Raw genomic sequence first — 22,036 nt, forward strand, 5'->3', positions numbered from 1 at the left:
CATGACGAAGGTGAGGCAGGCGCTCGGCGCCTGGGGCGAGCGGCTCGCGGCCGCACACCTGGTGGCGGCGGGCATGGTGGTGCTCGACCGCAACTGGCGCGGCGCGGGCGGCGAGATCGACATCATCGCCCGCGACGGTGACGCGGTGGTGTTCTGCGAGGTCAAGACCAGGCGCGGCACCGTGTACGGCACACCCGCCGAGGCGGTCGGCTGGGCGAAGGTCCGCAAGGTGCGGCACCTGGCCACGCAGTGGCTCGCCGTCAGCGGCGTACGCCCGTCGGAGGTGCGGTTCGACGTGGTCAGCGTGCGCGCCCAGCGCGACGCCGACCCGGTCGTCGACCACATCCGCGGCGCGTTCTGAGGCGGGCGCATGAGCTTGCGAATCAAGAGGCACCGCGCGACCGAGCCTCATGCGGAAACGCCGCGAAGCGGGGTTTCGGCATGAGCTACGCGAGGGTGCGCTGCGCCGGGCTGCTCGGCGTCACCGGGGAACTGGTGGAGATCGAGGCGATGCTCGCCGACGGCCTGCCCGGCATCACCGTCACCGGGCTGCCCGACTCCGCGCTGAACGAGGCCCGCGAGCGGGTCCGCGCCGCGATCGCCAACTCCGGTGAGACCTGGCCGATGCGGCGGATCACCGTCAACCTGTACCCGGCGGACCTGCCGAAACGCGGATCGAGCTTCGATCTCGGCATCGCACTGGCGATCCTCGGCGGCACCGGGACGCTGCCGCTGGCGGCCCTGGACGGCGTGCTCGTGCTGGGCGAGCTGGGCCTGGACGGGCAGGTGCGGCCGGTGCGCGGGGTGCTGCCCATGGTCGCGGCCGCCGCACGCGCGGGCGCGGTGGAAGCGGTGGTCCCGGCGGCGAACGCGGCGGAGGCCGCGCTGGTCCCGGGCATCCGGGTGTACGCCGCGAGCAGCCTGGCCGCCGTGACCGCCCACATCCGGGGCATCACCGGGCTGCCGGACCCGCCGCCGGTGCCCCCGCCGCCGGTCGCCGGCGAACTCGACCTGTCCGACGTGGCCGGTCAGGACCTCGGGCGGTACGCGGTCGAGGTCGCCGCCGCGGGCGGCCACCACATGGCGCTGTTCGGCGCGCCCGGCGCGGGCAAGACGATGCTGGCGCAGCGGCTGCCGTCGCTGCTGCCGGGCCTGGACGACGAGGCGGCGCTGGAGGTGACCGCGCTGCACTCGATCGCCGGGGTGCTCGCGCCCGGGGCGCCGCTGGTGCGGCGGCCGCCGTTCCGGGCACCGCACCACACCGCCTCGGTGGCGGCGCTGGTCGGCGGCGGCAGCGGGCTGCCCCGGCCGGGCGCGCTGTCGCTGGCCCACCGGGCGTGCTGTTCCTGGACGAGGCGCCCGAATATTCGCGCCACGCCCTGGACACGCTGCGGCAGCCGCTGGAGGACGGGATCGTCACGCTGAGCCGGTCCCGGGGCGTCGTGGTGTATCCGGCGCGCGTGCAGCTGGTGCTCGCCGCCAACCCGTGCCCGTGCGCCCGCCCCGCCGGGGACGTCGCCTGCGGCTGCACCCCGCACGTCAAGCGCCGCTACCGGGGGCGCATCTCGGGGCCGCTGCTGGACCGGATCGACATCCAGCTGGAACTGCTGCCACTCAAGGCCGCGCACCTGTTCACCGATACCGCGTCGCGCGAGCCGTCGCGCGTGGTCGCCGCCCGGGTCGCCGCGGCGCGCGGGGCGGCGGTCGCGCGCTGGGCCGGGGAGCTGGAGGTGCGCACCAACGCCGAGGTGCCGGGCACGGTGCTGCGGCGGCGGCGCTGGAAGCTGCCGGACCCGGTCACCGCCGGCCTGCGGGTGCGGCTGGACCGGGGCGAGCTGTCCGCCCGCGGCTTCGACCGCGTGCTGCGGATGGCCTGGACCGTGGCGGATCTGTCCGGGTTGGAGCGGCCCGGCGAAGCGGAACTCAACATCGCGCTCGAACTACGCAGAGGGAGCTGGCAGTGACGACGACCGAAGGCGCCGCGGGCGCCGACGAGCAGCAGGTGCGCGACGCGCGGCTGGTGCTGGGCTGGCTGGTGGAACCGGGCAGCAAGCAGCTGTACGAGCTGGTGCGGGCGCACGGCCCGGTGGAGGCGCTGGCGCGCCTGACCGCCGGGGCCGCCACCGGGGCGCTGGCCGAGGCGGCGGCGGTCCGGCTGAACGGGCGCGACCCGGCCCGGCTGGCGCAGGCCCTGTGGGAGCGCGGGGCGCGGCTGGGGGTGCGGATCGTGACCCCGGAGTCGGCGCAGTGGCCCGAGCAGCTCGACGACCTGCGCCACATCAGCGTCGAGGGGCGCGACACCATCGACCGGGACACGTACCCGCCGCAGTGCCTGTGGGTGCGCGGCCCGCACGACCTGCGGGAGGCCGGGGCCCGCGCGGTGTCGCTCGTCGGTTCCCGCAGCAGCACCGTGTACGGCGCGCACGTGGGCGCAGAGCTGGGCTACGGGCTGGCCGACCGGGGCTGGACCGTGGTCTCCGGCGGCGCCTACGGCATCGACGCGGTGGTGCACCGGGCCGCGCTGGCGGCGGGCGGGCTGACGGTGTCGGTGCTGGCGTGCGGGGTCGACCGGCCGTACCCGCTGAGCAACAGCGCGCTGTTCGAGCAGATCGCCGAGGAGGGCCTGCTGGTCAGCGAGTGGCCGCCGGGCACCGCCCCGTTCAAGGTGCGGTTCCTGGTGCGCAACCGGGTCATCGCGGCCCTGTCGCGCGGCACCGTGCTGGTCGAGGCGGCCGCGCGCAGCGGCGCCCGGCAGACGCTGCGGCGGGCCCGGCAGCTCGGCCGCGCCGCGATGGCCGTGCCCGGCCCGGTCACCTCGGAGAACTCGGTCGGCTGCCATGAGGAGCTGCGCCGCGAACCGCACGAGCCGGTGCGCGCGGTGGCCTCGGTCGGCCACGTGCTGGAGGAGGTCGGCGGGGTGGGCGACCTGGCGCCGGTGCCGCGCGGGCGCGAGCAGGCCCTCGACGCGCTCGACCCGGTCGAGCGGCAGCTCGTGGACGCGGTGCCGCGCCGGGGCGCCGCCGCGGCCGGTCAGATCGCGTACGAGGCCGGGGTGCCGCTGCGCGAGGCGCTGGCGAAGCTGCCGTCGCTGGCCCTGCGCGGACACGTGCGCGAGCAGGCGGGCGGTTTCGTCCGTGCCCGGAACGGGGCCGGGTCGTAGACTCCGGCTACATGATCGATGCTTCGACCCCTCCGGAGCCGCTGGCGGGCGCGCGGGACCTGTTCGCGCTGGACCCGGCGTACACCCACTTCAACCATGGTTCGTTCGGGGCGGTGCCGCGCGCGGTCGCCGCCGCCCGGCGGGCCGTCCAGGCCGAGCACGACGCCAACCCGACCCGCTTCATCAACACGGTCCTGCTGGACCGGGTCGACGCGGTGCGCGGGCCGCTGGCGGAGTTCTGCGGCGCCGACCCCGACCGCAGCGCCCTGGTGCCCAACGCGACCGCGGGCACCGCACTGGCGCTGGCCGCGGTCGGCCTCGGCGCCGACGACGAGATCGTGGTCACCGACCACGGCTACAACGCGGTCGTGCTGGCGCTGGGCGAGCAGCGGCGCCGCCACGGCGTACGCGTCGTGACGGCGCCCGTCGAGCTCGGGGCGAGCGACGACGAGGCGGTCGAGGCGGTGCTGTCGCGGGTCGGGCCGCGCACCCGGCTGGTGATCGTGGACCAGATCTCGTCGGCGACCGCGCAGCTGCACCCGGTCGCCGCGATCGCGGCGCGGCTGCGCGAGCTCGGGATCCCGCTGCTGGTCGACGCCGCGCACGCCCCCGGCATGCTCGACCGGCCCGCGGCCGGGGTCGACGCCGACTTCTGGGTCGGCAACATGCACAAGTGGGCGTTCGCGCCGGGCGGCACGGCGGTGCTCCAGATCGCCGAGCAGTGGCGCGACCGGATGGTGCCGCTGGTGGTGTCGCACGGGCAGCCCGACGGGTTCCCGGCCTGCGTCGAGCAGCAGGGCACCCTCGACCACAGCATCTGGCTGGCCGCCCCGGCCGGCCTGGACCTGTTCGACCGGTACGGCGCCGACGCGGTCCGCGACCACAACGTGCGGCTGGCCGCGTACGGCCAGCACGTGGTCGGGCAGGCGCTCGGACTCGACCCCGCCGAACTCGCCGACCCCGGACCCGGGGTGAGCATGCGGGTGCTGCCGGTCCCCGCGCACGTGGCCGCGGGGCACGCCGCGGGCTCCCGGCTGCGGGCCCGGATCAGCGACGAGCTGCGGGCCGAGGTCAACGTGACGTCGTGGCGCGACCGCCTGTTCGTCCGGCTCAGCGCCCAGATCTACAACGACGCCGCCGAGTACGACCGCCTCGCCGAGACCCTCCCCGCCCTCCTCCGCTGACCCGCCCCGCCCGCACTCACCCGCCGCCGACCCCCCCCGCGCCGCACGCGCCCCGGGTCGGCGGCGGTGCACTTTCGGGGAAAGTGCACGAATCATGGCCGCGATTCCAGCACTTTCCCCGGAACTGCATCACCGACCGCGACCGGCGCGCGGGGTCAGGGGGTGGGGAGGAGGCGGACTCGGGCGAGGCCGAGGACGGCGAGCGGGTCCAGGTAGGCGGCGGCGCGGCGCAGGCCCCAGTGGAGGCAGGCGGCGGCCGGGCAGCCGGGGTGGCCCGGCGACAGGGCGCCCAGCACGCTTCCCGCGTCCACGTGCTGTCCCACCTCTACCGAGGGCTGTACGGGCTCGTACGTCGTGATGAGGCCGTCGGGATGGGCCACGCTGACGACACCGCGCCCGGCGATCACGCCCGCGAAGCGGACCACTCCCGCCCCGGCGGCGAGCACGGGCGCGCCGGGACCGGCGGCGAGGTCGACGCCGCGGTGGCCGGGCAGCCACCGCTGCGGTGGCGGGTCGAAACGGCGTACCGGCCGGGGTGTGCCGTCCAGCGGCCAGCGCCAGGTTCCCGGCAGGGCGGAGCGGGCCGCCGCCGGTCGGGGCGGACGGGTTCGGTGCACGCGGTCGGCGGCGGCGCGGGCGGCGGCCGGGACGGCCGCGCGGAACGCGGGCACCGGCCGCGCGGGCGGGCTGGTCGCTGCTGCGGCGGGCGCGGCGGCCAGCTGCGGGACGAGGCAGAGCAGCAGGGCGGCGGCGGTCCGGGCCCGGTGGGAGCGGACCGAGGTGATCGAGGTCATGCCGACGAGGCTGCCGGGCCGAGGCGGCCGGGCGCGACGGACGCACCCGGCGGCCTGTGGACGGCGCCCGCCTTGGGGACGACCGCCCGATCGTGCGTACGGTGTGCTAACCGCTCAGAAGCCGCCCTCCGAGGGCACCGAGATGTCGGGCTTCTCCAGCTCCTCGACGTTCACATCCTTGAACGTCATGACCCGGACGTTCTTCACGAAGCGCGCGGGACGGTACATGTCCCACACCCACGCGTCGTGCATCTCGACCTCGAAGTAGACCTCGCCGTCGGAGTTGCGCACGTGCAGGTCCACCTGGTTGGCCAGATAGAACCGACGCTCGGTCTCCACCACGTAGGAGAACTGGCGCACGATGTCGCGATACTCCCGGTAGAGCTGCAGCTCCATGTCGGTCTCGTACTTCTCGAGATCCTCTGCGCTCATCGTTCGCCCTCCTGCGGCCACATCCTGCCGAGAAACCGTACCCCGCCGCGGCACGGCACGCGCGTTAGCCACGGACGGCGGCCGTGGGACGTCAGCCGGGTCACACCGGCACGGCCGGGCCGCCCGCCGCGCGCCGCGACCGCGGCGCGCCCGAACCGTCCCGTTCCATCACCCGTGCGACGTTCTGGTATGAGTGCCGGTGCACGGCGCTGGGACCGTAGGCCTCCAGCGCGGCCGTGTGTTCAGCCGTGCTGTACCCCTTGTGCACCGCGAAGCCGTACTGGGGGTACACCATATCGAGCTGAGTCATGATCCGGTCACGGGACACCTTGGCGAGCACGCTCGCCGCCGCCACACAGGCCGCGACCTGGTCGCCCTTCCACACCGCCAGCCCCGGCACGCCCACCCCGTCCACCGGGAACCCGTCGGTCAGCACGTACGACGGGCGCTCGGTCAGCGCGGCCAGCGCCCGGCGCATCGCCGCCAGGTTGCACACGTGCAGCCCTCGGGCGTCGATCTCGGGCGCCTCGATCACGATCACCGCGTACGCCGAGGCCGCCGCGACCACCTCGTCGAAGATCCGGTCCCGGGCGGCCGCGGTGAGCAGCTTCGAATCGGCCAGCCCCGCGATCTCGCCCCGGCGGCCGGGCGGCAGCACCACGGCCGCCGCCACCAGCGGACCCGCGCACGCGCCCCGGCCGGCCTCGTCGGCGCCCGCGACGGTGGCGAAGCCGCGCCGCTGCAACGCGCGTTCGAGGGCGTAGAGGCCGCTCTCGGAGCGCAGCACCGGACGCGTGGGAGTCAGCATCCGGCCACCCCCGCGGCGGCCAGCACCGAGGTCAGGTCGGCCGGGAAGTAGACCTCGCCGGTCTCGCGCAGCTCGGACACGCTCCACCAGCGGTGGCCGTCCACCGACGCCTGCTCGACCTCGTCGAAGCGGCTGGTGTCGACGTGCCAGCTGTCCACCCGTACCAGATAGAAGTCCTGCTCCTGGCGGTAGGCGACCCCGGCGAAGGAGAAGTTCGCGACCTCCGAGTGCACGGCCGGACCGATCCGGTCGACGGGCACGGACAGGCCGGTCTCCTCGAACAGCTCGCGGGCCGCGGCCTGCGCGGTGGTCTCCCCGTCGTCGAGGCCGCCGCCGGGCGTGAACCAGTACGCCGCGCCGGGCTGGTGCGGGTCGGTGCCGTGGAACAGCAGCACCCGCTCGCGCGCATCGACCAGCAGCACCCGGCCTGCGCGTCGGGGACGGGGCTCCTGCCGCGGCTCGGTGGACATGCCTTGCAGCCTAGTTCGTCACGCCGAAGGGCGCGGCAGCGTGCCGCGCCCTTCGGGGAATGCTCAGCTGGCGGACCGGTCGCTACCCGCCCGGCGCGGGTGCCGGCACGTCCTCGAACGTCTTGGGGATCGACAGCCAGGTGCCCCGGTCGAACGGCCAGAACAGCACGAACGCGCGCCCGATCACCGAGTCGAACGGGATCGTGGCCTGCATGATGTCCTGGTTGGAGTTGCTGTAGTTGGCCAGCGAGTCGCCCGACGCCTCGCGGTGGTCGCCCATGACCCACAACCGGCCCTCGGGCACCACGATGTCGAACTTCTGCGGCGCCATCTTGTTGCCGGGGTAGACGTACGGCTCGTCCAGCGGGTGGCCGTTGATCTGGAGGCGGCCCTGCGGGTCGCAGCAGACGACCCGGTCGCCGGGGATGCCGATGACGCGCTTGATGTAGTCCTCGTGCTCCGGCGTGCTGCGCCAGCTGTCCGGGGAGACGAAGACGATGATCTCGCCGCGCTCGGGGTCGCGGAAGTCGTAGACGAGCTTGTTGACCAGCACCCGGTCGTCGATGAGCAGCGTCTGCTCCATCGACCCGGAGGGGATGAAGAAGGTCTGCACCACGAACTGGCGCACCAGGAACGCCACGATGATGGCAACGCCCAGCAAGATTGGCAGTTCGCGCCAGAACGAACCCTTGCTGCTTTTGGTCTGCTCGTCAATCACGCACGGAGCCTACGCGGCGAAACTGAAAACGACGATCACCGGTGGTGTGTCCCCAGTACGGCGCACCGTCCAGCACATGGTGACGGCGCGTGCCGGTCCTGGCACGCGCCGATGTCACCTCGAAAAGATGGCGTAATACCGTCACTCGTGCGACGGACGCCCGATCCGGCCGCGCCGCAGCGCGGCCAGGCTCAGCAGCAGCGGCGCCACTACGGCCAGCCCCGACGCGGGCTGCGTGCCCGGCGCGCCGATCGCGTTGGCACCCGGCGCGGGCACCTTGTCGAAGACCTCCTGGTGCGCCACCGAACCCCAGCGGTCGAACGGCAGCGCCACCACCATCGCCTTGCCGATGACGTCGTCGATCGGCACCTGCCCCTGGCAGCGCGAGTCCTGCGAGACCAGCCGGTGGTCGCCCATCACGAACAGCATCCCGGGCTCGACCGTCACCTCGGGGAACTTGCGCGAGATGCAGGACTTGGCGTCGTTTCCGGAGTCGATCGGCGAGTTGCGGATGACGTACGGCTCCTCGACCGGCACCCCGTTGACGTAGATCCAGCCCTCGACGCTGCAGCAGGAGACCCGGTCGCCGGGCACGCCGATGACGCGCTTGATGAAGTCCTTCTCGCCGGGCTGGCTGATGCCGACCAGGTCGCCGACGGTGCGGCCGAGCTTGGAGAAGAAGCCCGCGTCGGGGTCGGTGCGGTTCTCCGGCGCCCAGTTGTCGGGGCCGCGGAAGACGATGACCTCGCCGCGCTCGGGGTCGCGGAAGTCGTACACCACCTTGTTGACCAGCACGCGGTCACCGACGAGCAGGGTGTCCTCCATCGATCCCGACGGGATGTAGAACGCCTGCATCAGGAAGGTGCGGATGAGCACGGCCAGGCAGAAGGCGACGACGAGCAGCAGCGGAAGCTCCTGCCACAGGGGCATGCCCTTGCGCCGGCCGCGACGGCGGCGCTTCGGCCACTCCTCACCCGTGAACTCGTCCTTAGCTGCCCTGCCGCTGGGAATGAGTGCCACCACTGCCGCCGCTCAAAAGTCGACCCGGAATGTCAGGGCGTCAGCCTAAGAGACGAGAAGCTTTTTCGGGAGACCCGATCTGACGATGGACGGCGGCCACCGGAACGCAGCAGGCCGGTGACATCCGCTGATGTCACCGGCCTGCCGGAAGGTCTCGGCCTCAGGAGGCCTTGGCCTCGCGCAGCTCCTTGATCTTCGCCTTCTTGCCGCGAAGGTCGCGCAGGTAGTAGAGCTTCGCCCGGCGCACGTCACCGCGGCTGACCATCTCGATCCGGTCGATCGCGGGACCGTGGATCGGGTAGGTGCGCTCCACCCCGACGCCGAAGCTCAGCTTGCGGACCGTGAAGGTCTCGCGCAGGCCGGAGCCCTGACGGCGGATCACGACGCCCTGGAAGACCTGGATACGGGACCGGTTGCCCTCGACGACGCGGACGTGCACCTTGAGGGTGTCACCGGCGCGGAAGGAGGGGACGTCGGCCCGCAGAGAGGCGGCGTCAAGTACGTCCAGCGTGTTCATCGCTGCATCCTTGATTCTCAGCACACCTGTCCGGTGCGCGTGTGGGCGGTTCTGACCCGCGCGCGAGCGCACCTTGCGGGGCGTCGGCTGAGGTCCTCGTGGTCGGTCACGGCGTGACCGTCACACGGCAGAGTCACCGCCCGAAGACGGCAACCTCCCTACTGTGCCATACCTGCCGGTCGGGCCGGAAATCCGGCCCCGTCGAGTAGAGCGAGGTCACGTTTGTCCAGCGTGGCCGGGTCGAGGGCGGCCAGCAGGTCCGGCCGCCGGGACGCGGTGCGCAGCAGCGCCTGGTCCCGGCGCCAGCGGGCGATCTTCCCGTGGTCGCCGGAGCGCAGGATCTCCGGCACCTCGTGGCCGCGCCAGCTCGCGGGCTTGGTGTAGACCGGGGTCTCCAGCAGGCCGTGCGCGTGCGACTCGTCGGCCAGCGACTCGGCGTTGCCGAGCACGCCCGGTATCAGCCGGGTGACCGCCTCCAGCATCACCAGCACGGCGACCTCGCCGCCGAACAGCACGTAGTCGCCGAGCGACACCTCGCTGACCGGCATCCGGGCGGCGGCGTGGTCGAGCACCCGCTGGTCGATGCCCTCGTACCGGCCGCAGGCGAAGACCAGGTGCTGCTCGTGGGCGAACTCGTACGCCATCGCCTGGGTGAACGGGGCACCGGCGGGGGTCGGCACGACCAGCCGCGCGACGGTCGACTCCGGCACCAGCTCGTCGAGGGCCTGACCCCACGGCTCCGGGCGCATCACCATGCCGGGGCCGCCGCCGTACGGCGTGTCGTCCACGGTGCGGTGGACGTCGTGGGTCCACCGGCGCAGGTCGTGCAGCCCGAGGTCGAGCGTGCCCTGGGTCCGCGCCTTGCCGATGAGCGACAGCTCCAGCGGGGCGAAGTACTCCGGGAAGATGGTCACGACGTCGACCCGCATGCCGTCTTCCCTTCTACAGGTCGAAGAGCCCGCCGGGCGGGTCCACCACGATGCGGCCGCCCGCCACGTCCACCTCGGGCACGATCGCGCTCACGAACGGGATCAGGCCGGTGCGGCCGTCGGGCATCCGCACCACCAGCAGGTCCGACGACGGAGCGTGGTCGATGCGGGTCACCTTGCCGAGCGGCTCGCCGCCCACGGTGACCACGGACAGCCCGACCAGGTGGTGGTCGAGGAACTCGTCCGGGTCCTCGGGCGCGGGGACGTCGGCGGAATCGACGTTGAGCAGGGCGCTCTTCGCCAGTTCGGCCGTGTTCCGGTCCGGGATCTCCGGGCAGACGATGATGTAGCGCCCCAGGTGGGCGCGGACCGACTCCACGGTCAGCGTGCCGGGCAGCCCCGCCACGGCGGGCTCGACGATCAACGTCGAGCCCACCGCGAAGCGCTGCTCGGGCTCGTCGGTGCGCGGCTGGACCAGGATCTCGCCCCGGATGCCGTGCGCGCGCACGACGTGTCCGACGATCAGAAGCATCTGCTGCTGGCCGCCGGTCAGAACGTGTCGACGATGTCGACGCGGATGCCCTTGCCGCCGACCGAGCCGACCACCTGGCGCAGGGCACGCGCGGTCCGGCCGCCCCGACCGATGACCGTGCCGAGGTCCTCGGGATTGACCCGGACCTCCAGCCGCGGCCCGCGGCGGTTGTCGACCAGACGCACCCGGACGTCGTCCGGGTGGTCCACGATGCCCTTGACCAGGTGCTCCAGCGCGGGCCGGAGCGCCGAGTCAGCTCTGCTGGTCGTCGCCGGCCGCAACGGCCTGCTCCTCAGCCTTGGCCTCGACCGGCTCGGCCGGCTTCTCGGCGGCCTTGGCCGCCTTCTTGGCCGGGGCGGCCTTGGCGGGCTCGAGGCCCGCGGCAGCCTGCGCGGCGGCCTCGTAGGTCGCCCTGCGGTCGGTCTTCGGCGCCGCCACCAGCAGCGGCGGCGGGGCCGGCAGGCCCTTGAACTTCTGCCAGTCGCCGGTCTTGGAGAGGATGGCGATCACGGACTCGCTCGGCTGGGCGCCGACCGACAGCCAGTGCTGCACGCGGTCAGACTTGACCTCGATCACCGAAGGGTCTTCCTTCGGCTGGTAGATGCCGATGTACTCGATCGCCTTGCCGTCACGCTTGGTGCGCGAGTCGGCGACGACGATGCGGTACTGCGGGTTGCGGATCTTGCCCATCCGCAGAAGCCGGATACGAACGGCCACGGTTTTACTCCTGTGGGATTGAGGTGAGCTCCATCGCCCCGCGTGGGGTTGCCGGGCTCCGTTGCTCGAGACATCGAGGCGCCCGGAAGTTAGAGGGCAGCCGGAAACGCATCGAATATCAGCTGACCATTCTGCCAGACCCCGACGCCGCGACCGCGCGCGGGCGGGGCGGGCGCGTTGTAACCTGCGGCACGCGGGCCGACCAGACAGTGGCACGCATCACATGATCGACACTTTTCGGTACGCCGATACGCTCCCAGCCGCGACCTGGGCCACCCGCTCGCCACACCCCGGCACCTGAGCAGCGACGGCACACGTCGCCGCGGACCATCCACTGCCGAACGCCCGACCCGGGAGTGGCGCTTACGCCCTGAACAGGGCCAATGCCGCTCGTCCGTACGGCTGATTTTCCTGTGAAGTTGCTGAAAGTAGCGTGCGCGAGGTCACAGACGATCATCAACCACGGGGAGGGCACCGCTCATGGGCGGCATTCTCGGCAAGATCATCACCAACAAGTACGGCCTGCTGATCGTGGGTCTGCTGGTGCTCGGCGCCGGCTTCTACATGGTCAACCAGACCGACGTCACCTGCGGCAGCGACGTCATGTCGCCCGGCGACATCTGCCAGACCACGCGCAAGGGACACACCACCGAGAGCACCTACGAGGAGGAGAAGTCCAGCCAGCACACCGGCGGGATGATCGCCATGGGCCTCGGCGGCGCGGCGGCGCTGGGTGGCGCGGGCTGGATCGTGGTCGGCCTGCTGCGCGGCAAGCGCGAGGACGACGAGACCCCCGCGGTCGACCCGGTCGCGGCGGCCTGAGTCCGGCACCCGTAAGACTTTCCGACGGCCGGGGCGTGGCTGCGCCCCGGCCGTCGGCGTATCCGCTCAGCGCTCGCGCGGCCGGTCCCAGCCCCCGGGCACCGCGTCCGGCACCGTCCACGCCGGGTCCGGTGCGAAGTCGCACCAGGTGCCGTCGAACGGGAACCGCCCCGCCTCGATCAGCTTCACCACGCGCTCGCCCTCGGCCCGTACGGCGGCCTCGTCGGCGACCCAGTAGCCGTCCGGGTAGGCCAGCCGCTCGACGAACTCCTCCTCGTCCTTCCACTGCCAGGACAGGTCGGGGGCGACCACGATGTCGAGGTCCTGGTCGACGATGTCCACCCCCGCTACGTGCCCGTCGTCCCAGCGCACCCCGGACTCCTCCAGGTTCACGTACCACCGGGTGAAACGGCCCTGCTCGTCGCGGAACCACCAGACCGAGTGGTCCTCGCCGCGCGGCAGCCATTTGAGCAGGCTGGGGCCGTTCCAGACGACCTCCCAGAGTTTCGTGTCGGTGACCAGCCACTCCGAGAAGGGCAGCGAGCGCAGGCCGCGGTTGTCCACGGTCTTGCGGTCGAGCATCGGGGCGCCGCGCGGCACCCACAGCAGCAGTCCGCGCTCGTCGTCGGCGACGACGACAGCGGTCTTGAGCAGGCCGATCCGGTGGCCGTGGAAGTGCCGGTGCAGGATCACCCGTCCGGGTTCGAAGCGCATGTGCCAACCTTAATCATCCGGCTTGATTGATTAAGTTGCTGACATTAGAGTCGGACCGTCACAGGCAAGAAGTGGCCTTTCCCGGCCCGCCGGTGGCCGCGACCGAGGATCCCGGCGCGGGCACCAAGGCGGGACTGGCTGGTCCTCGTCCGGGCGACCGGGCCGGAGGCGACGAGCTGACCAGACCTGAGTAACGACCCTGTTCACCGAACTCAGAAGGCGGAAGGGATGTCCATGCCCTTCAACCCCGGCCGCATGCCCAAGATCGACGAAGACATGACCTCGCTGTCGAACCATGTCGGCCAGATCGCCGAAACCCAGCTCAAGCACACCGCGATGCTGGAGCGCCACACCGTCTACCACCGCGAGCACCGCACCGAGCTGGCCGCCATCCGCACCGAACTCGCCGAGTTCAGGCATGTGGTCGAGACCCGTTTCCTCACCCTGGAAGACGACGTCACCGGGCTCAAGACCGACATGGCTGACGTGAAGCAGACGCTGGCCGTGATCCTCTCCAGGCTGCCGGAGCAGCGGACGGCCTGAGCATGCACGAAGGGCGGTCGCCGGAGCATTCCGGTGACCGCCCTTCGTCACGTCGTCAGTACGAGCGGGCCAGGATCGCGGTCAGGTCGGGCTCGTCCTGGGAGGCGGGCACCGAGCCGTCGGCGCGGAACAGGCAGCGTACGGTGATCGACTGCTCGTTGGCCTTGGCCTCGCCCTCGACGCCGACCTGCGACCACGGCACCTTCGCCCAGCCGGTCGCCGTCGCGGCGAGCGCGTCGGCGAGGTTGTCCACCTCGACGGTGTTGGCCTCACGCCGGGCCAGCGCCTCGTCGTAGAGCGCCTTCTGGTCGGCCTCCAGCGCGGCGGTGACCGCGCCGACCGTCTCGCCGAGCGAGAGCGGCGTCTTCGAGCCGTCGATGCGGCGCGCCAGCACGACCCGGCCCTCGGCCAGGTCGCGCGGACCGACCTCGATCCGGATCGGGTAGCCCTTGAGCTCGGCGTCGACCGCGCGGCGGCCGAACGGGGTGTCCACGCGGTCGTCCAGCTTGACCCGTACGCCCACGGCGGCCAGGTCGTCGGCCAGCGCCTGCGCGGCGGTGGTGACCGAGCCGTCGGTCTCCTTGACCACGGTGACCAGGACCTGGACCGGCGCGAGCGCGGGCGGGATGCGCAGGCCGTTGTCGTCGCCGTGGCACATGATCAGACCGCCGAGCATGCGGGTCGAGGTGCCCCACGAGGTGGTCCACGCGTACTCGCGCTCGTTGGTGACGCCGGAGAAGGCGATGTCGAACGCCTTGGCGAAGTTCTGGCCGAGCTCGTGCGAGGTGCCCATCTGCAGCGCCTTGCCGTCGCCCATCATCGCCTCCAGCGTGTACGTGCTGGTGGCGCCCGCGAAGCGCTCGCGGTTGGTCTTGCGCCCGAGCACCACCGGGATGGCGAGCAGGTCACGCATGTGGCGCTCGTACACCTCGTGGTGGATCTTCAGGGTGTACGCCTTGGCGTCGGCCTCGGTGGCGTGGGCGGTGTGCCCCTCCTGCCACAGGAACTCCGAGGTGCGCAGGAAGATCCGGGGGCGCATCTCCCAGCGGACCACGTTGGCCCACTGGTTCAGCAGCAGCGGCAGGTCCCGGTAGGAGCCGATCCACTTGGCCATGAACTCGCCGATGACGGTCTCGCTGGTGGGACGCACCACGACCGGCTCGGCCAGCTGCTTGCCACCGCCGTGGGTGACCACGGCCAGCTCCGGCGAGAAGCCCTCGACGTGCTCGGCCTCGCGCTTGAGGTAGCTCTCCGGGATGAACAGCGGGAAGTACGCGTTCTGGGCGCCCGCCGCCTTGATCCGGGTGTCCATGTCGGCCTGCATCCGTTCCCAGATGGCATAAGCCGTCGGTCGGATCACCATGGTGCCGCGGACCGGCCCGTTGTCGGCCAGCTCGGCCTTGGAGATCAGATCCTGGTACCAGCGGGGGAAGTCTTCCGCCCGGGGAGTGAGCACGCGCGCCATAGCGGGCAATCCTACCGGCCGGGTCAGGCGACCACCCGGCCGCGTAGCACGATCCGGCGCGGGGCGAGCAGGGTGCGCATCTCCCTGCGCGGATCGGCGTCGTACACGACCAGGTCGGCCCAGCCGCCCTCGGTCAGGCCGGGGAAGCCGAGCCACTCCCGCGCCCGCCACGAGCCCGCCGCGAGCACGTCCGGCGCGGCCATCCCGGCGGCGTGCAGGCGCAGCATCTCCTGCGCGGCCAGGCCGTGCGCGATGCCGCCGCCGGCGTCGGAGCCGACGAACAGCGGCACCCCCGCCTCGTACGCCGCGCGCACGACGTCGGGGAACCGGTCGCGCAGCGCCCGCATGTGCTTGGCGTAGCCCGGATACTTCGCCTCGGCCCGCGCCGCGATGTCCCCGAACGTCTCAATGTTGATCATCGTTGGGACGAGCGCCGTGCCGCGCCGCGCCATCTCGTCGACCAGGTCGACCGACAGGCCGGTGCCGTGCTCGACGCAGTCGATCCCGGCCCGGACCAGCGTCGCCACGCTGGACTCCTCGAAGCAGTGCGCGGTGATCCGGGCCCCGGCGGCGTGCGCCGCCTCGACCGCCGCCGTCAGCGTGGCGTCGTCCCAGGCGGGCGCGAGGTCGCCGCGGTCGCGGTCGATCCAGTCGCCGACCAGCTTCACCCAGCCCGTGCCCGCGGCCGCCTGCCGGGTGACCTCGGCCACGACCTCGTCGGCGGGCACCTCGACCCCGATCTCGGGCAGGTAGCGGCGAGGCGGGGCCACGTGCCGCCCGGCGCGGGCCAGGCGCGGCACCTCCGGGTCGTCGTCCAGCACCGGGTACGGGAAGGGCGAGCCCGCGTCCCGCAGCGCCAGCACCCCCGCGTCCCGGTCCACCAGCGCCAGCTCTTTGGCCTGCGCGAGACTGGTCACCGGGGCGCCGCCCGGCGCGATGCCGATGTGGCAGTGTGCGTCGACCAGGCCCGGCAGGACGAACCCGCCGTCGCTGACGGTCTGGGCACCGGCCACCGGGGTGAGCGACACCCGGTCGCCGACCAGCCAGATGTCCCGCACCTCGTCCTCGGGAAGCACAACTCCGCGTACGTGCAGCGCCGTCACCATGATCTGCACTGTCCCACACGGGCTGGGCGGGTGCCGCTACCCTGTCGGCCATGTCGCCCCTCCCCCACCTGCGCAGATCCGCGTTCGCCCTGGCCCTGCTGGCGTTCGTGCTGCACACCGCCGACCGGTTCTGGTGGCAGCCGCGCTTCGAACGCCTGAACCTCGCGGTGGACCTCCTGCTGGGCCAGGCGCTGCCGCTCGCGGTGATCGTCGGGCTGACCTGGTGGGTCTTCGGGCGGGTGGTCCGGCCGTACCGGACGGCTCCGGCGGCCTTCGACGTCGAAGCGGGCACCTTCACCGCGCCGTCGGCCCCGGCCGTCGTCGGCTCTCAAGCGATCCTGTGGGGCCTGCTCGCCGCCTACGCCGTTCCCGCCCGGTCCGCCCCCGGCGGCGGCAGCCGCGTGCTGTACCCAGACGGCTCCGACAACATCGCGGGAGTCGTCTTCACCCTGCTGCTCCTGGCGGGCGCCGCGATGTGGCTCTGGCGCGGACCCCGGGTGACGCTGACGCCGCACGGCCTGCGCATCCGGACCCTGCGCACGCGCAGCATCCCCTGGACCGAACTGCTGACCGGCGGTCCGGCCGTGCCCGTGCCCAAGCAGAGCCAGCTGTGGCTGAACCTGTCCCGCCCCGGCGGCGCCGAACGGTGGGTCGCGCTGACGCTGAGCCCGCTGTACGTCGACGGCGCCTTCCTGGCCCGCGCGATCCGCCACTACGCCGAGCACCCCGAGGACCGCGCCGCGATCGGCACCGACGCCGAGCACTCCCGCCTCACCGAGGCGCTGACCGTCCCGGCGGCATGAGTCCCGCACACCGTCCACACCTCATACGGTGTGGGCACACCGTATGAGGTGTGGACTCCAGCACGACTCAGTCGCGGTGCAGCCAGGGCAGTAGGTCGGGGGCGCCGTAGGTCGCGGCCAGGGCGGTGGCGCGGGTGCGGTAGGCGGCCAGTTCGGCGGGGGTGAGCAGTTCCCGTCCGGCGCCGGAGCCGCCGCGGCGGAAGAAGGCAGACCGGCTCTTGAGCACACCCTGGGTGTCCGGCACGAGCCGGTCGGCTCCGGCGCGCATACGGTCGAAGGTGGCCGCCTCGACCAGCGACGGCCACAGCCGCTCCGGCACGGCGATGTCCAGCCGGGCCGCCAGCGCGCGCATCTGCCCGCCGAGGTCGGCGAGCAGGTCGTCGTAGTGCACCAGCACGATGTTGGGCTGGTCGCGGCGGCGCCAGGCGTCGGCCAGGTGCCAGATGACGCCGGGCAGCGAGTCCATCTCCTCGCGCGGGTCGGCTTCGCGGGTGGCCCAGCGCAGCAGCGCCTCATGCTCGGTGCGCCGCGGCCGGAGCGGCTCGGACGGGTCGGGCTCGGGCTGGCCGGTGAGCTCGCGCAGGCGTACGCGGTCGAGGTTGTCGCTCTGGTGATGCAGCGACACCGCCAGGTCCAGCGGATGCCGGGCGACCACGACGTACGTGCACCGCTGATGCAGCGGGACGCCGTCCAGCGGCGTGTGGGTCTTGATGAAGCGGCGGTGCGGCTGCGCCGCGAGCTCGGCGTACACCTCGTCGGCCGGGGCGATCAGCCAGTCCAGCCAGGGCGACAGCTCGGCCAGCGGGGCGGGCAGGTCGGGGGTCTGGAACACCAGCAGGGCGCAGATCATCTGCATCCAGGTCGTGCCGCTCTTGGAACGGGTGCTGATCACGATGTCGCCGGGCCGGGGCGGGAAGCCGAGCCAGCGGGCACTGTCCTCCTCGGACGAGCGGTAGCGCAGTGGTTGATCAGGCATGACGCCGAGATTAGTCGATCATTCACGGTTCACCCGAACGAGTAAACCTTGCCTTGTTCGAACACGTGTTCGATAATGGATGCATGGCGGGGCGCCGGGGCAGCTGAGTGATGGCAGTCAGCATCTGCACCGACGCCTCACCGTTGGCGATTTGAGGCATCGCCGACGAACTGCATCGATCCAGTGCAGACGAAGACCGCCGTCCCCCGGCGCGCGTGGCGCGCACAAGCCCTCGGGGGGCGGCGGTCTTCGTCGTACCCGCTACTTGTCCTTGTCGCCCTTCATCAGCTTGCCGAAGTCGAGCTTCGGGGCCTTGAAGGCGCCGCCGCTCTGGCCGCCGAGCTGCTGCTCCAGCGCCGCCGGGTCCATGCCCGGGGGCAGCTGCGGCATGCCGGCCATGCCACCGGGCAGGCCCGCGAAGCCGCCCCGGCCGCCGCCACCGCCGCCGCTCTTGGTGCCCTTGCGCTTGTTCTTCGGCGACTTGGTCGCCTTGCGGCGGGCACCGGGCAGGCCCATCATGCCGCCCATCTGCTTCATCATCTTCTGCGCCTGCTCGAAGCGGTTGAGCAGCTGGTTGACGTCCATCACGGTGACGCCGGAACCGCGGGCGATGCGGGCGCGGCGCGAGCCGTTGATGATCTTCGGGGTGGTGCGCTCGGCCGGGGTCATCGACCGGATGATCGCGGTGACCCGGTCGAAGTGGCTGTCGTCGAGCTCGGCGAGCTGGTCCTTCATCTGCCCCATGCCGGGCATCATGCCGAGCAGGTTCGCGATCGGGCCCATCCGGCGTACGGCGACGAGCTGGTCGAGGAAGTCCTCCAGCGTGAACTGCTCGCCACCGAGCAGCTTCGACGCCATCTTCTCCTTCTGATCGGCGTCGAAGGCCGCCTCGGCCTGCTCGATCAGCGTGAGCATGTCGCCCATGCCCAGGATGCGGCTGGCCATCCGGTCGGGGTGGAAGACGTCGAAGTCCTCCAGCTTCTCGCCGGTGGACGCGAACAGGATCGGCTGGCCGGTGACCTCGCGCACCGACAGCGCCGCACCACCGCGGGCGTCGCCGTCGAGCTTCGACAGGACCACACCGGTGATGCCGACGCCGTCGCGGAACGCCTCGGCGGTCGCGACCGCGTCCTGGCCGACCATGGCGTCGATGACGAAGATGACCTCGTCGGGGTTGACCGCGTCGCGGATCGCGGCGGCCTGGTTCATCATCTCGACGTCGATACCGAGGCGGCCGGCCGTGTCGACGATCACGATGTCGCGCATGGCGCGCTTGGCGTGCTCGATCGACTCCTTGGCGACCTGCACGGGGTCGCCGACGCCGTTGCCGGGCTGCGGCGCGTACACCTCGACGCCCGCGCGCTGGCCGAGCACCTGGAGCTGGTTGACCGCGTTGGGGCGCTGGAGGTCGCAGGCGACCAGCAGCGGCTGGTTGCCCTGTGCCTTCAGCCAGCGGGCCAGCTTGCCCGCGAGCGTGGTCTTACCGGAACCCTGGAGACCGGCCAGCATGATCACGGTCGGCGGCTGCTTGGCGAACTGAAGGCGGCGGGCCTCGCCGCCCAGGATCGCGATCAGCTCCTCGTGGACGATCTTGATGATCTGCTGGGCCGGGTTGAGCGCCTGCGACACCTGCGCGCCGCGCGCCCGCTCCTTGAGCTTGAAGATGAAGGCCTTGACCACGGGCAGCGCGACATCGGCCTCCAGCAGCGCCAGCCGGATCTCGCGGGCGGTGGCGTCGATGTCGGCGTCGGTGAGCCGGCCCTTGCCCCGCAGCTTCGTGAAGATGCCGGAGAGCCGGTCGCTCAGGGTGTCAAACACAGCGCAACATCCCAAATCGTCGAGTTCTACTGGGTACAGGCCGAAGCAGCCTTGGTAAGGGTAGCCCGTGGGCTCCTCCCCCACCGCGCCCGCGCGCCCCACCCATCTACTTCCCCGTCCAGCGGCGCCGAACCACCGTGCAGTTTCGGGGAAACTGCACGAATGGCGGGCGTGATTCGTGCAGTTTCCCCGAAACTGCACGAACCCTGCGCGTGGAGGTCAGGCGGCGGCCAGCACCGCCGCCTCGACCTCGGCCCGGTCGAAGTCACCGACCAGGTAGAACGCGTCGACGACGTCGGCGCCCAGCGTCGACACCCGAGCTGTGCGGACGTCGACGCCCAGCTCGGCCAGCGCCGACGTGACCCGGTAGAGCAGGCCGGGCGAGTCGGTGGCGCGCAGTTCCAGCACCTGCGCGTCGGTCGCCTCGGCCCAGATCACCCTGGGCGCGACGGTCGCGGCACGCCCGCCGCCGGCGGTGGCCAGCCGGCGCGGAGCGGGGAGCTGGTCCAGGCCGACCCGGCGCAGGTCGGCGGCGAGCAGCTCCCGGTCCGGCGCCGCGCCGTAGCGGGCGTTGACGGCGCACTCGAAGATCGCCCGGTCGCCGATGGTCGACGAGTTCACCGCGACGATCTCCAGCCGGTGCGTGGCCAGGCAGCCCGCGACCGCGGCGAGCAGCCCGCGCCGGTCCTGGGCGGCCAGCGCGACCCAGTCGTCGGCGACCTGGACCACCGGCAGCGGACCGGCGACCAGGGCCGGATCGGGCGCGGCGGGCGCGGGCGGCTCGGCCCCGCCGAGCACCGCGCGCACCCGGTTCACCAGGTCGTCGATGAGCTTGGACTTCCAGGCCGACCACGCGGCCGGGCCGGTGGCGGCGGCGTCGGAACGCGCCAGCATGTGCAGCAGTTCGAGCGTGCCCACGTCGCCGACCGCCTTGACCACCTGCGCGATCGTGGCCGGGTCGTCGAGGTCGCGGCGGGTGGCCACGTCCGGCAGCAGCAGGTGGTGGCGGACCAGGTCGGAGATCGTGGCCACGTCGGCGGTGGGCAGGCCGATCGCGGTGCCGATCTCCACGACCAGGTCGGCGCCGATCTCGCTGTGGTCGCCGGGCAGGCCCTTGCCGACGTCGTGCAGCAGCGCCCCGAGCACCAGCAGGTCGGGCCGGGCGACCTCGCGCGACCAGGTCGCGGCGTTGGCGGCGGCCTGGACCAGGTGCCGGTCGAGGGTGTAGCGGTGCACCGGGTGGTGCTGCGGGGTGCCGCGCAGCCGGGTCCACTGCGACAGCCACTGCGAGGTCAGCCCGAACCGGTCGCACGCCTCCCAGGCGGGCACCAGGCCGGTCCCGGCGCCGAGCAGGGTCAGGAACGCGGTCCGCGCCGAGGCGGGCCACGGCGTCGGCAGCGGCGGGCAGAAGCGGGCCAGCCACTCCAGCGTGGCCCGCGCGATGGGCATGTGGTGCTGCGCCGCGGCGGCGGCCACGCGCAGCGACAGCGACGGGTCGGGCTGCGGCCCGACGGCGGCGCGGGCCAGCACGATCTCGCCGTTGACGGCCACGACGTCGCGGGCGATCGGGCGGCGGATCGCGGCGGCCTCGGCGGCGCGCGGGTCGACCCCGCGGCCGGTGGGCCCGTGCCAGCGCTGCACCGAGCGCCAGGCGTCGGTCAGCGACCACGAGACGGTACGCGCGTCCAGCCCGATCCGGCGCAGCAGCGCGTCCCCGTCGGCCAGCCCCAGCAGCTCGGCCACCTGCGACCGCTCCTGGGCCCGCAGCCGGTCGTTGCGCCGCCCGATGCTCACGTGCAGCGCGTCGCGTACGTCCAGCAGCCGCGTCGCGGCGGCGCGTACCTGCGGCGGCAGCGCGTCGGCGACTCCGGCCACGCCGATGCCGCGCAGCACGCCGACGTCGCGCAGCCCGCCTGCGGCCTCCTTGAGGTCGCCCTCCAGCAGGTATGCCAGTTCGCCGTGGGCGGCGTGGCGCTCCTCGCACAGCTCCCGCAGCCGCAGCAGCTGGCGGCGGCCGGTGCGCCGCCACTGGTCCACGGCCGAGCGGGCGAGCTGAGCGGTCAGAGCCGCGTCGCCGGCCACGTGCCGGGCGTCGAGCAGGCCGAGTGCGACCTTGACGTCGTCGTGCGCGGCGTCCAGCGACTCGGCGACGGTGCGCGTCGAGTGGTCCAGCCCCATCCGGGCGTCCCAGATCGGGTACCACAGCGAGGCGGCCAGCTCGTCGACCCCGGCCACGCCGCTGTGCAGCAGGATCAGGTCGAGGTCGCCGTGCGGCGTGCACTCGCGGCGGCCCAGTCCGCCCACGGCCACCAGCGCGAGCCCGGTGGGCCGCCCGGTGAAGGCGGGTGGCAGCAGGCGGCGCAGCCAGTCGTCGAGCGCGTCGGCCCGGGCGGCCCGGGCGTCGGCGCCGATGGCGGACGGATCGCGCTGCGCGAGCCGGGAATAGGCGGGCCCGGGGCCCACCGCCCCGTCCGTGCTGGAAGGTGCGGTGTGCCCCGGGCCCATGGT

24 protein-coding genes and 1 pseudogene are annotated in these 22,036 nt (G+C 72.7%); 8 read left to right on the plus strand and 17 right to left on the minus strand.

From position 1 onward, the window contains the following. The first annotated feature begins 1 nt into the window (after position 1). From Cs7R123_RS35365 to Cs7R123_RS35380, 5 genes and pseudogenes are all read left to right on the plus strand, one after another. Positions 2–361 (plus strand): YraN family protein, encoded by a 360-nt coding sequence (locus tag Cs7R123_RS35365; protein WP_212833090.1) that lies wholly within the window; start codon positions 2–4, stop codon positions 359–361. A 149-nt stretch (positions 362–510) separates the two neighbouring features. Beyond that, positions 511–1,562 (plus strand): annotated as a pseudogene (locus Cs7R123_RS35370) (YifB family Mg chelatase-like AAA ATPase); the annotation flags it as partial. A gap of 102 nt (positions 1,563–1,664) precedes the next feature. Next, entirely contained in the window at positions 1,665–1,964 is a 300-nt protein-coding gene (locus Cs7R123_RS40570; protein WP_244872510.1) for a hypothetical protein, read from the plus strand. After that, positions 1,961–3,160, plus strand: coding sequence for a DNA-processing protein DprA (dprA, locus tag Cs7R123_RS35375; protein ID WP_212833092.1), 1,200 nt, complete (start codon positions 1,961–1,963; stop codon positions 3,158–3,160). Before Cs7R123_RS40570 ends, dprA begins: the two co-directional genes overlap by 4 nt. Before the next feature lie 11 nt (positions 3,161–3,171). Then, positions 3,172–4,344 (plus strand): aminotransferase class V-fold PLP-dependent enzyme, encoded by a 1,173-nt coding sequence (locus Cs7R123_RS35380; RefSeq protein ID WP_212833094.1) that lies wholly within the window; start codon positions 3,172–3,174, stop codon positions 4,342–4,344. Positions 4,345–4,499: 155 nt separating this feature from the next. Here the strand turns inward: Cs7R123_RS35380 and Cs7R123_RS35385 are convergent, their stop codons facing one another. The 11 genes from Cs7R123_RS35385 to rpsP all read right to left on the minus strand — a co-directional run bounded on the left by Cs7R123_RS35385 (position 4,500) and on the right by rpsP (position 11,281). Beyond that, positions 4,500–5,138 carry a murein hydrolase activator EnvC gene (locus tag Cs7R123_RS35385; RefSeq protein ID WP_244872349.1) on the minus strand — a complete coding sequence of 213 codons (639 nt, stop codon included), beginning with the start codon at positions 5,136–5,138 and terminating at the stop codon, positions 4,500–4,502. Between the two features lie 114 nt (positions 5,139–5,252). Then, entirely contained in the window at positions 5,253–5,570 is a 318-nt protein-coding gene (locus Cs7R123_RS35390) for a DUF2469 domain-containing protein (RefSeq protein WP_212833096.1), read from the minus strand. Between the two features lie 100 nt (positions 5,571–5,670). Then, complete coding sequence (locus tag Cs7R123_RS35395; protein WP_212833098.1) at positions 5,671–6,378, minus strand: ribonuclease HII; 708 nt, start codon at positions 6,376–6,378, stop codon at positions 5,671–5,673. Next, positions 6,372–6,848 (minus strand): NUDIX hydrolase, encoded by a 477-nt coding sequence (locus Cs7R123_RS35400; protein ID WP_212833100.1) that lies wholly within the window; start codon positions 6,846–6,848, stop codon positions 6,372–6,374. Before Cs7R123_RS35400 ends, Cs7R123_RS35395 begins: the two co-directional genes overlap by 7 nt. A gap of 82 nt (positions 6,849–6,930) precedes the next feature. Continuing rightward, entirely contained in the window at positions 6,931–7,566 is a 636-nt protein-coding gene (gene lepB / locus Cs7R123_RS35405; RefSeq protein ID WP_212833102.1) for a signal peptidase I, read from the minus strand. Between the two features lie 141 nt (positions 7,567–7,707). After that, on the minus strand, positions 7,708–8,577 hold the full coding sequence (gene lepB / locus Cs7R123_RS35410) for a signal peptidase I (protein WP_244872511.1): 870 nt from the start codon (positions 8,575–8,577) through the stop codon (positions 7,708–7,710). A 169-nt stretch (positions 8,578–8,746) separates the two neighbouring features. Next, entirely contained in the window at positions 8,747–9,103 is a 357-nt protein-coding gene (rplS, locus tag Cs7R123_RS35415) for a 50S ribosomal protein L19 (protein ID WP_212833104.1), read from the minus strand. A 158-nt stretch (positions 9,104–9,261) separates the two neighbouring features. Further along, entirely contained in the window at positions 9,262–10,032 is a 771-nt protein-coding gene (gene trmD, locus Cs7R123_RS35420; RefSeq protein WP_212833106.1) for a tRNA (guanosine(37)-N1)-methyltransferase TrmD, read from the minus strand. 13 nt (positions 10,033–10,045) lie between these two features. Beyond that, the gene (gene rimM, locus Cs7R123_RS35425; RefSeq protein ID WP_212833108.1) at positions 10,046–10,564 is read right to left on the minus strand and encodes a ribosome maturation factor RimM; all 519 of its coding nucleotides are present in this window, start codon (positions 10,562–10,564) and stop codon (positions 10,046–10,048) included. A 17-nt stretch (positions 10,565–10,581) separates the two neighbouring features. Next, positions 10,582–10,845: an RNA-binding protein gene (locus tag Cs7R123_RS35430; protein ID WP_212833110.1), complete on the minus strand. Its 264-nt coding sequence runs from the start codon at positions 10,843–10,845 to the stop codon at positions 10,582–10,584. Then, positions 10,817–11,281 (minus strand): 30S ribosomal protein S16, encoded by a 465-nt coding sequence (rpsP, locus tag Cs7R123_RS35435; RefSeq protein ID WP_212833112.1) that lies wholly within the window; start codon positions 11,279–11,281, stop codon positions 10,817–10,819. The genes Cs7R123_RS35430 and rpsP overlap by 29 nt, the downstream gene beginning before the upstream one ends. Before the next feature lie 480 nt (positions 11,282–11,761). Here rpsP and Cs7R123_RS35440 point away from each other — a divergent pair, with 480 nt between their 5' ends. Further along, on the plus strand, positions 11,762–12,103 hold the full coding sequence (locus tag Cs7R123_RS35440) for a hypothetical protein (RefSeq protein WP_212833114.1): 342 nt from the start codon (positions 11,762–11,764) through the stop codon (positions 12,101–12,103). Positions 12,104–12,169: 66 nt separating this feature from the next. Here Cs7R123_RS35440 and Cs7R123_RS35445 read toward each other — a convergent pair whose 3' ends face one another. Further along, positions 12,170–12,817 (minus strand): DUF402 domain-containing protein, encoded by a 648-nt coding sequence (locus Cs7R123_RS35445; protein WP_212833116.1) that lies wholly within the window; start codon positions 12,815–12,817, stop codon positions 12,170–12,172. Positions 12,818–13,045: 228 nt separating this feature from the next. Here Cs7R123_RS35445 and Cs7R123_RS35450 point away from each other — a divergent pair, with 228 nt between their 5' ends. Then, positions 13,046–13,360 carry a hypothetical protein gene (locus Cs7R123_RS35450; RefSeq protein ID WP_212833118.1) on the plus strand — a complete coding sequence of 105 codons (315 nt, stop codon included), beginning with the start codon at positions 13,046–13,048 and terminating at the stop codon, positions 13,358–13,360. Positions 13,361–13,415: 55 nt separating this feature from the next. Here the strand turns inward: Cs7R123_RS35450 and proS are convergent, their stop codons facing one another. Both proS and Cs7R123_RS35460 read right to left on the minus strand, forming a co-directional pair. Beyond that, entirely contained in the window at positions 13,416–14,825 is a 1,410-nt protein-coding gene (proS, locus tag Cs7R123_RS35455) for a proline--tRNA ligase (RefSeq protein ID WP_212833120.1), read from the minus strand. A 23-nt stretch (positions 14,826–14,848) separates the two neighbouring features. Further along, positions 14,849–15,931 carry an amidohydrolase family protein gene (locus Cs7R123_RS35460; RefSeq protein WP_212833122.1) on the minus strand — a complete coding sequence of 361 codons (1,083 nt, stop codon included), beginning with the start codon at positions 15,929–15,931 and terminating at the stop codon, positions 14,849–14,851. 50 nt (positions 15,932–15,981) lie between these two features. Here Cs7R123_RS35460 and Cs7R123_RS35465 point away from each other — a divergent pair, with 50 nt between their 5' ends. Then, a complete protein-coding gene (locus tag Cs7R123_RS35465) occupies positions 15,982–16,734 on the plus strand; it encodes a hypothetical protein (protein ID WP_212833123.1) in 753 nt (250 codons plus the stop codon). A gap of 67 nt (positions 16,735–16,801) precedes the next feature. Here the strand turns inward: Cs7R123_RS35465 and Cs7R123_RS35470 are convergent, their stop codons facing one another. The 3 genes from Cs7R123_RS35470 to Cs7R123_RS35480 all read right to left on the minus strand — a co-directional run bounded on the left by Cs7R123_RS35470 (position 16,802) and on the right by Cs7R123_RS35480 (position 22,033). After that, positions 16,802–17,710 (minus strand): sulfotransferase domain-containing protein, encoded by a 909-nt coding sequence (locus Cs7R123_RS35470; RefSeq protein WP_212833124.1) that lies wholly within the window; start codon positions 17,708–17,710, stop codon positions 16,802–16,804. 261 nt (positions 17,711–17,971) lie between these two features. Then, positions 17,972–19,528, minus strand: a complete 1,557-nt coding sequence (gene ffh / locus Cs7R123_RS35475; RefSeq protein ID WP_212833125.1) for a signal recognition particle protein — start codon at positions 19,526–19,528, stop codon at positions 17,972–17,974. A gap of 219 nt (positions 19,529–19,747) precedes the next feature. Beyond that, positions 19,748–22,033 carry a [protein-PII] uridylyltransferase gene (locus Cs7R123_RS35480; protein ID WP_212833126.1) on the minus strand — a complete coding sequence of 762 codons (2,286 nt, stop codon included), beginning with the start codon at positions 22,031–22,033 and terminating at the stop codon, positions 19,748–19,750. Positions 22,034–22,036 lie beyond the last annotated feature (3 nt).

This window comes from Catellatospora sp. TT07R-123, assembly GCF_018327705.1.
GTDB lineage: Bacteria > Actinomycetota > Actinomycetes > Mycobacteriales > Micromonosporaceae > Catellatospora.

Excerpts from the sequence above, each read along its gene's own strand:
- Cs7R123_RS35465 (WP_212833123.1), top strand. The coding sequence starts at position 15,982 with ATGTCGCCCCTCCCCCACCTGCGCAGATCCGCGTTCGCCCTGGCCCTG.
- Cs7R123_RS35380 (WP_212833094.1), top strand. The coding sequence starts at position 3,172 with ATGATCGATGCTTCGACCCCTCCGGAGCCGCTGGCGGGCGCGCGGGAC.
- Cs7R123_RS35460 (WP_212833122.1), bottom strand. The coding sequence starts at position 15,931 with ATGGTGACGGCGCTGCACGTACGCGGAGTTGTGCTTCCCGAGGACGAG.
- Cs7R123_RS35480 (WP_212833126.1), bottom strand. The coding sequence starts at position 22,033 with ATGGGCCCGGGGCACACCGCACCTTCCAGCACGGACGGGGCGGTGGGC.
- proS (WP_212833120.1), bottom strand. The coding sequence starts at position 14,825 with ATGGCGCGCGTGCTCACTCCCCGGGCGGAAGACTTCCCCCGCTGGTAC.
- Cs7R123_RS35450 (WP_212833118.1), top strand. The coding sequence starts at position 13,046 with ATGTCCATGCCCTTCAACCCCGGCCGCATGCCCAAGATCGACGAAGAC.
- Cs7R123_RS35440 (WP_212833114.1), top strand. The coding sequence starts at position 11,762 with ATGGGCGGCATTCTCGGCAAGATCATCACCAACAAGTACGGCCTGCTG.
- Cs7R123_RS35445 (WP_212833116.1), bottom strand. The coding sequence starts at position 12,817 with ATGCGCTTCGAACCCGGACGGGTGATCCTGCACCGGCACTTCCACGGC.
- Cs7R123_RS35470 (WP_212833124.1), bottom strand. The coding sequence starts at position 17,710 with ATGCCTGATCAACCACTGCGCTACCGCTCGTCCGAGGAGGACAGTGCC.
- rimM (WP_212833108.1), bottom strand. The coding sequence starts at position 10,564 with ATGCTTCTGATCGTCGGACACGTCGTGCGCGCGCACGGCATCCGGGGC.
- Cs7R123_RS35395 (WP_212833098.1), bottom strand. The coding sequence starts at position 6,378 with ATGCTGACTCCCACGCGTCCGGTGCTGCGCTCCGAGAGCGGCCTCTAC.
- Cs7R123_RS35385 (WP_244872349.1), bottom strand. The coding sequence starts at position 5,138 with ATGACCTCGATCACCTCGGTCCGCTCCCACCGGGCCCGGACCGCCGCC.
- Cs7R123_RS35390 (WP_212833096.1), bottom strand. The coding sequence starts at position 5,570 with ATGAGCGCAGAGGATCTCGAGAAGTACGAGACCGACATGGAGCTGCAG.
- Cs7R123_RS35365 (WP_212833090.1), top strand. The coding sequence starts at position 2 with ATGACGAAGGTGAGGCAGGCGCTCGGCGCCTGGGGCGAGCGGCTCGCG.
- trmD (WP_212833106.1), bottom strand. The coding sequence starts at position 10,032 with ATGCGGGTCGACGTCGTGACCATCTTCCCGGAGTACTTCGCCCCGCTG.
- Cs7R123_RS35400 (WP_212833100.1), bottom strand. The coding sequence starts at position 6,848 with ATGTCCACCGAGCCGCGGCAGGAGCCCCGTCCCCGACGCGCAGGCCGG.
- rplS (WP_212833104.1), bottom strand. The coding sequence starts at position 9,103 with ATGAACACGCTGGACGTACTTGACGCCGCCTCTCTGCGGGCCGACGTC.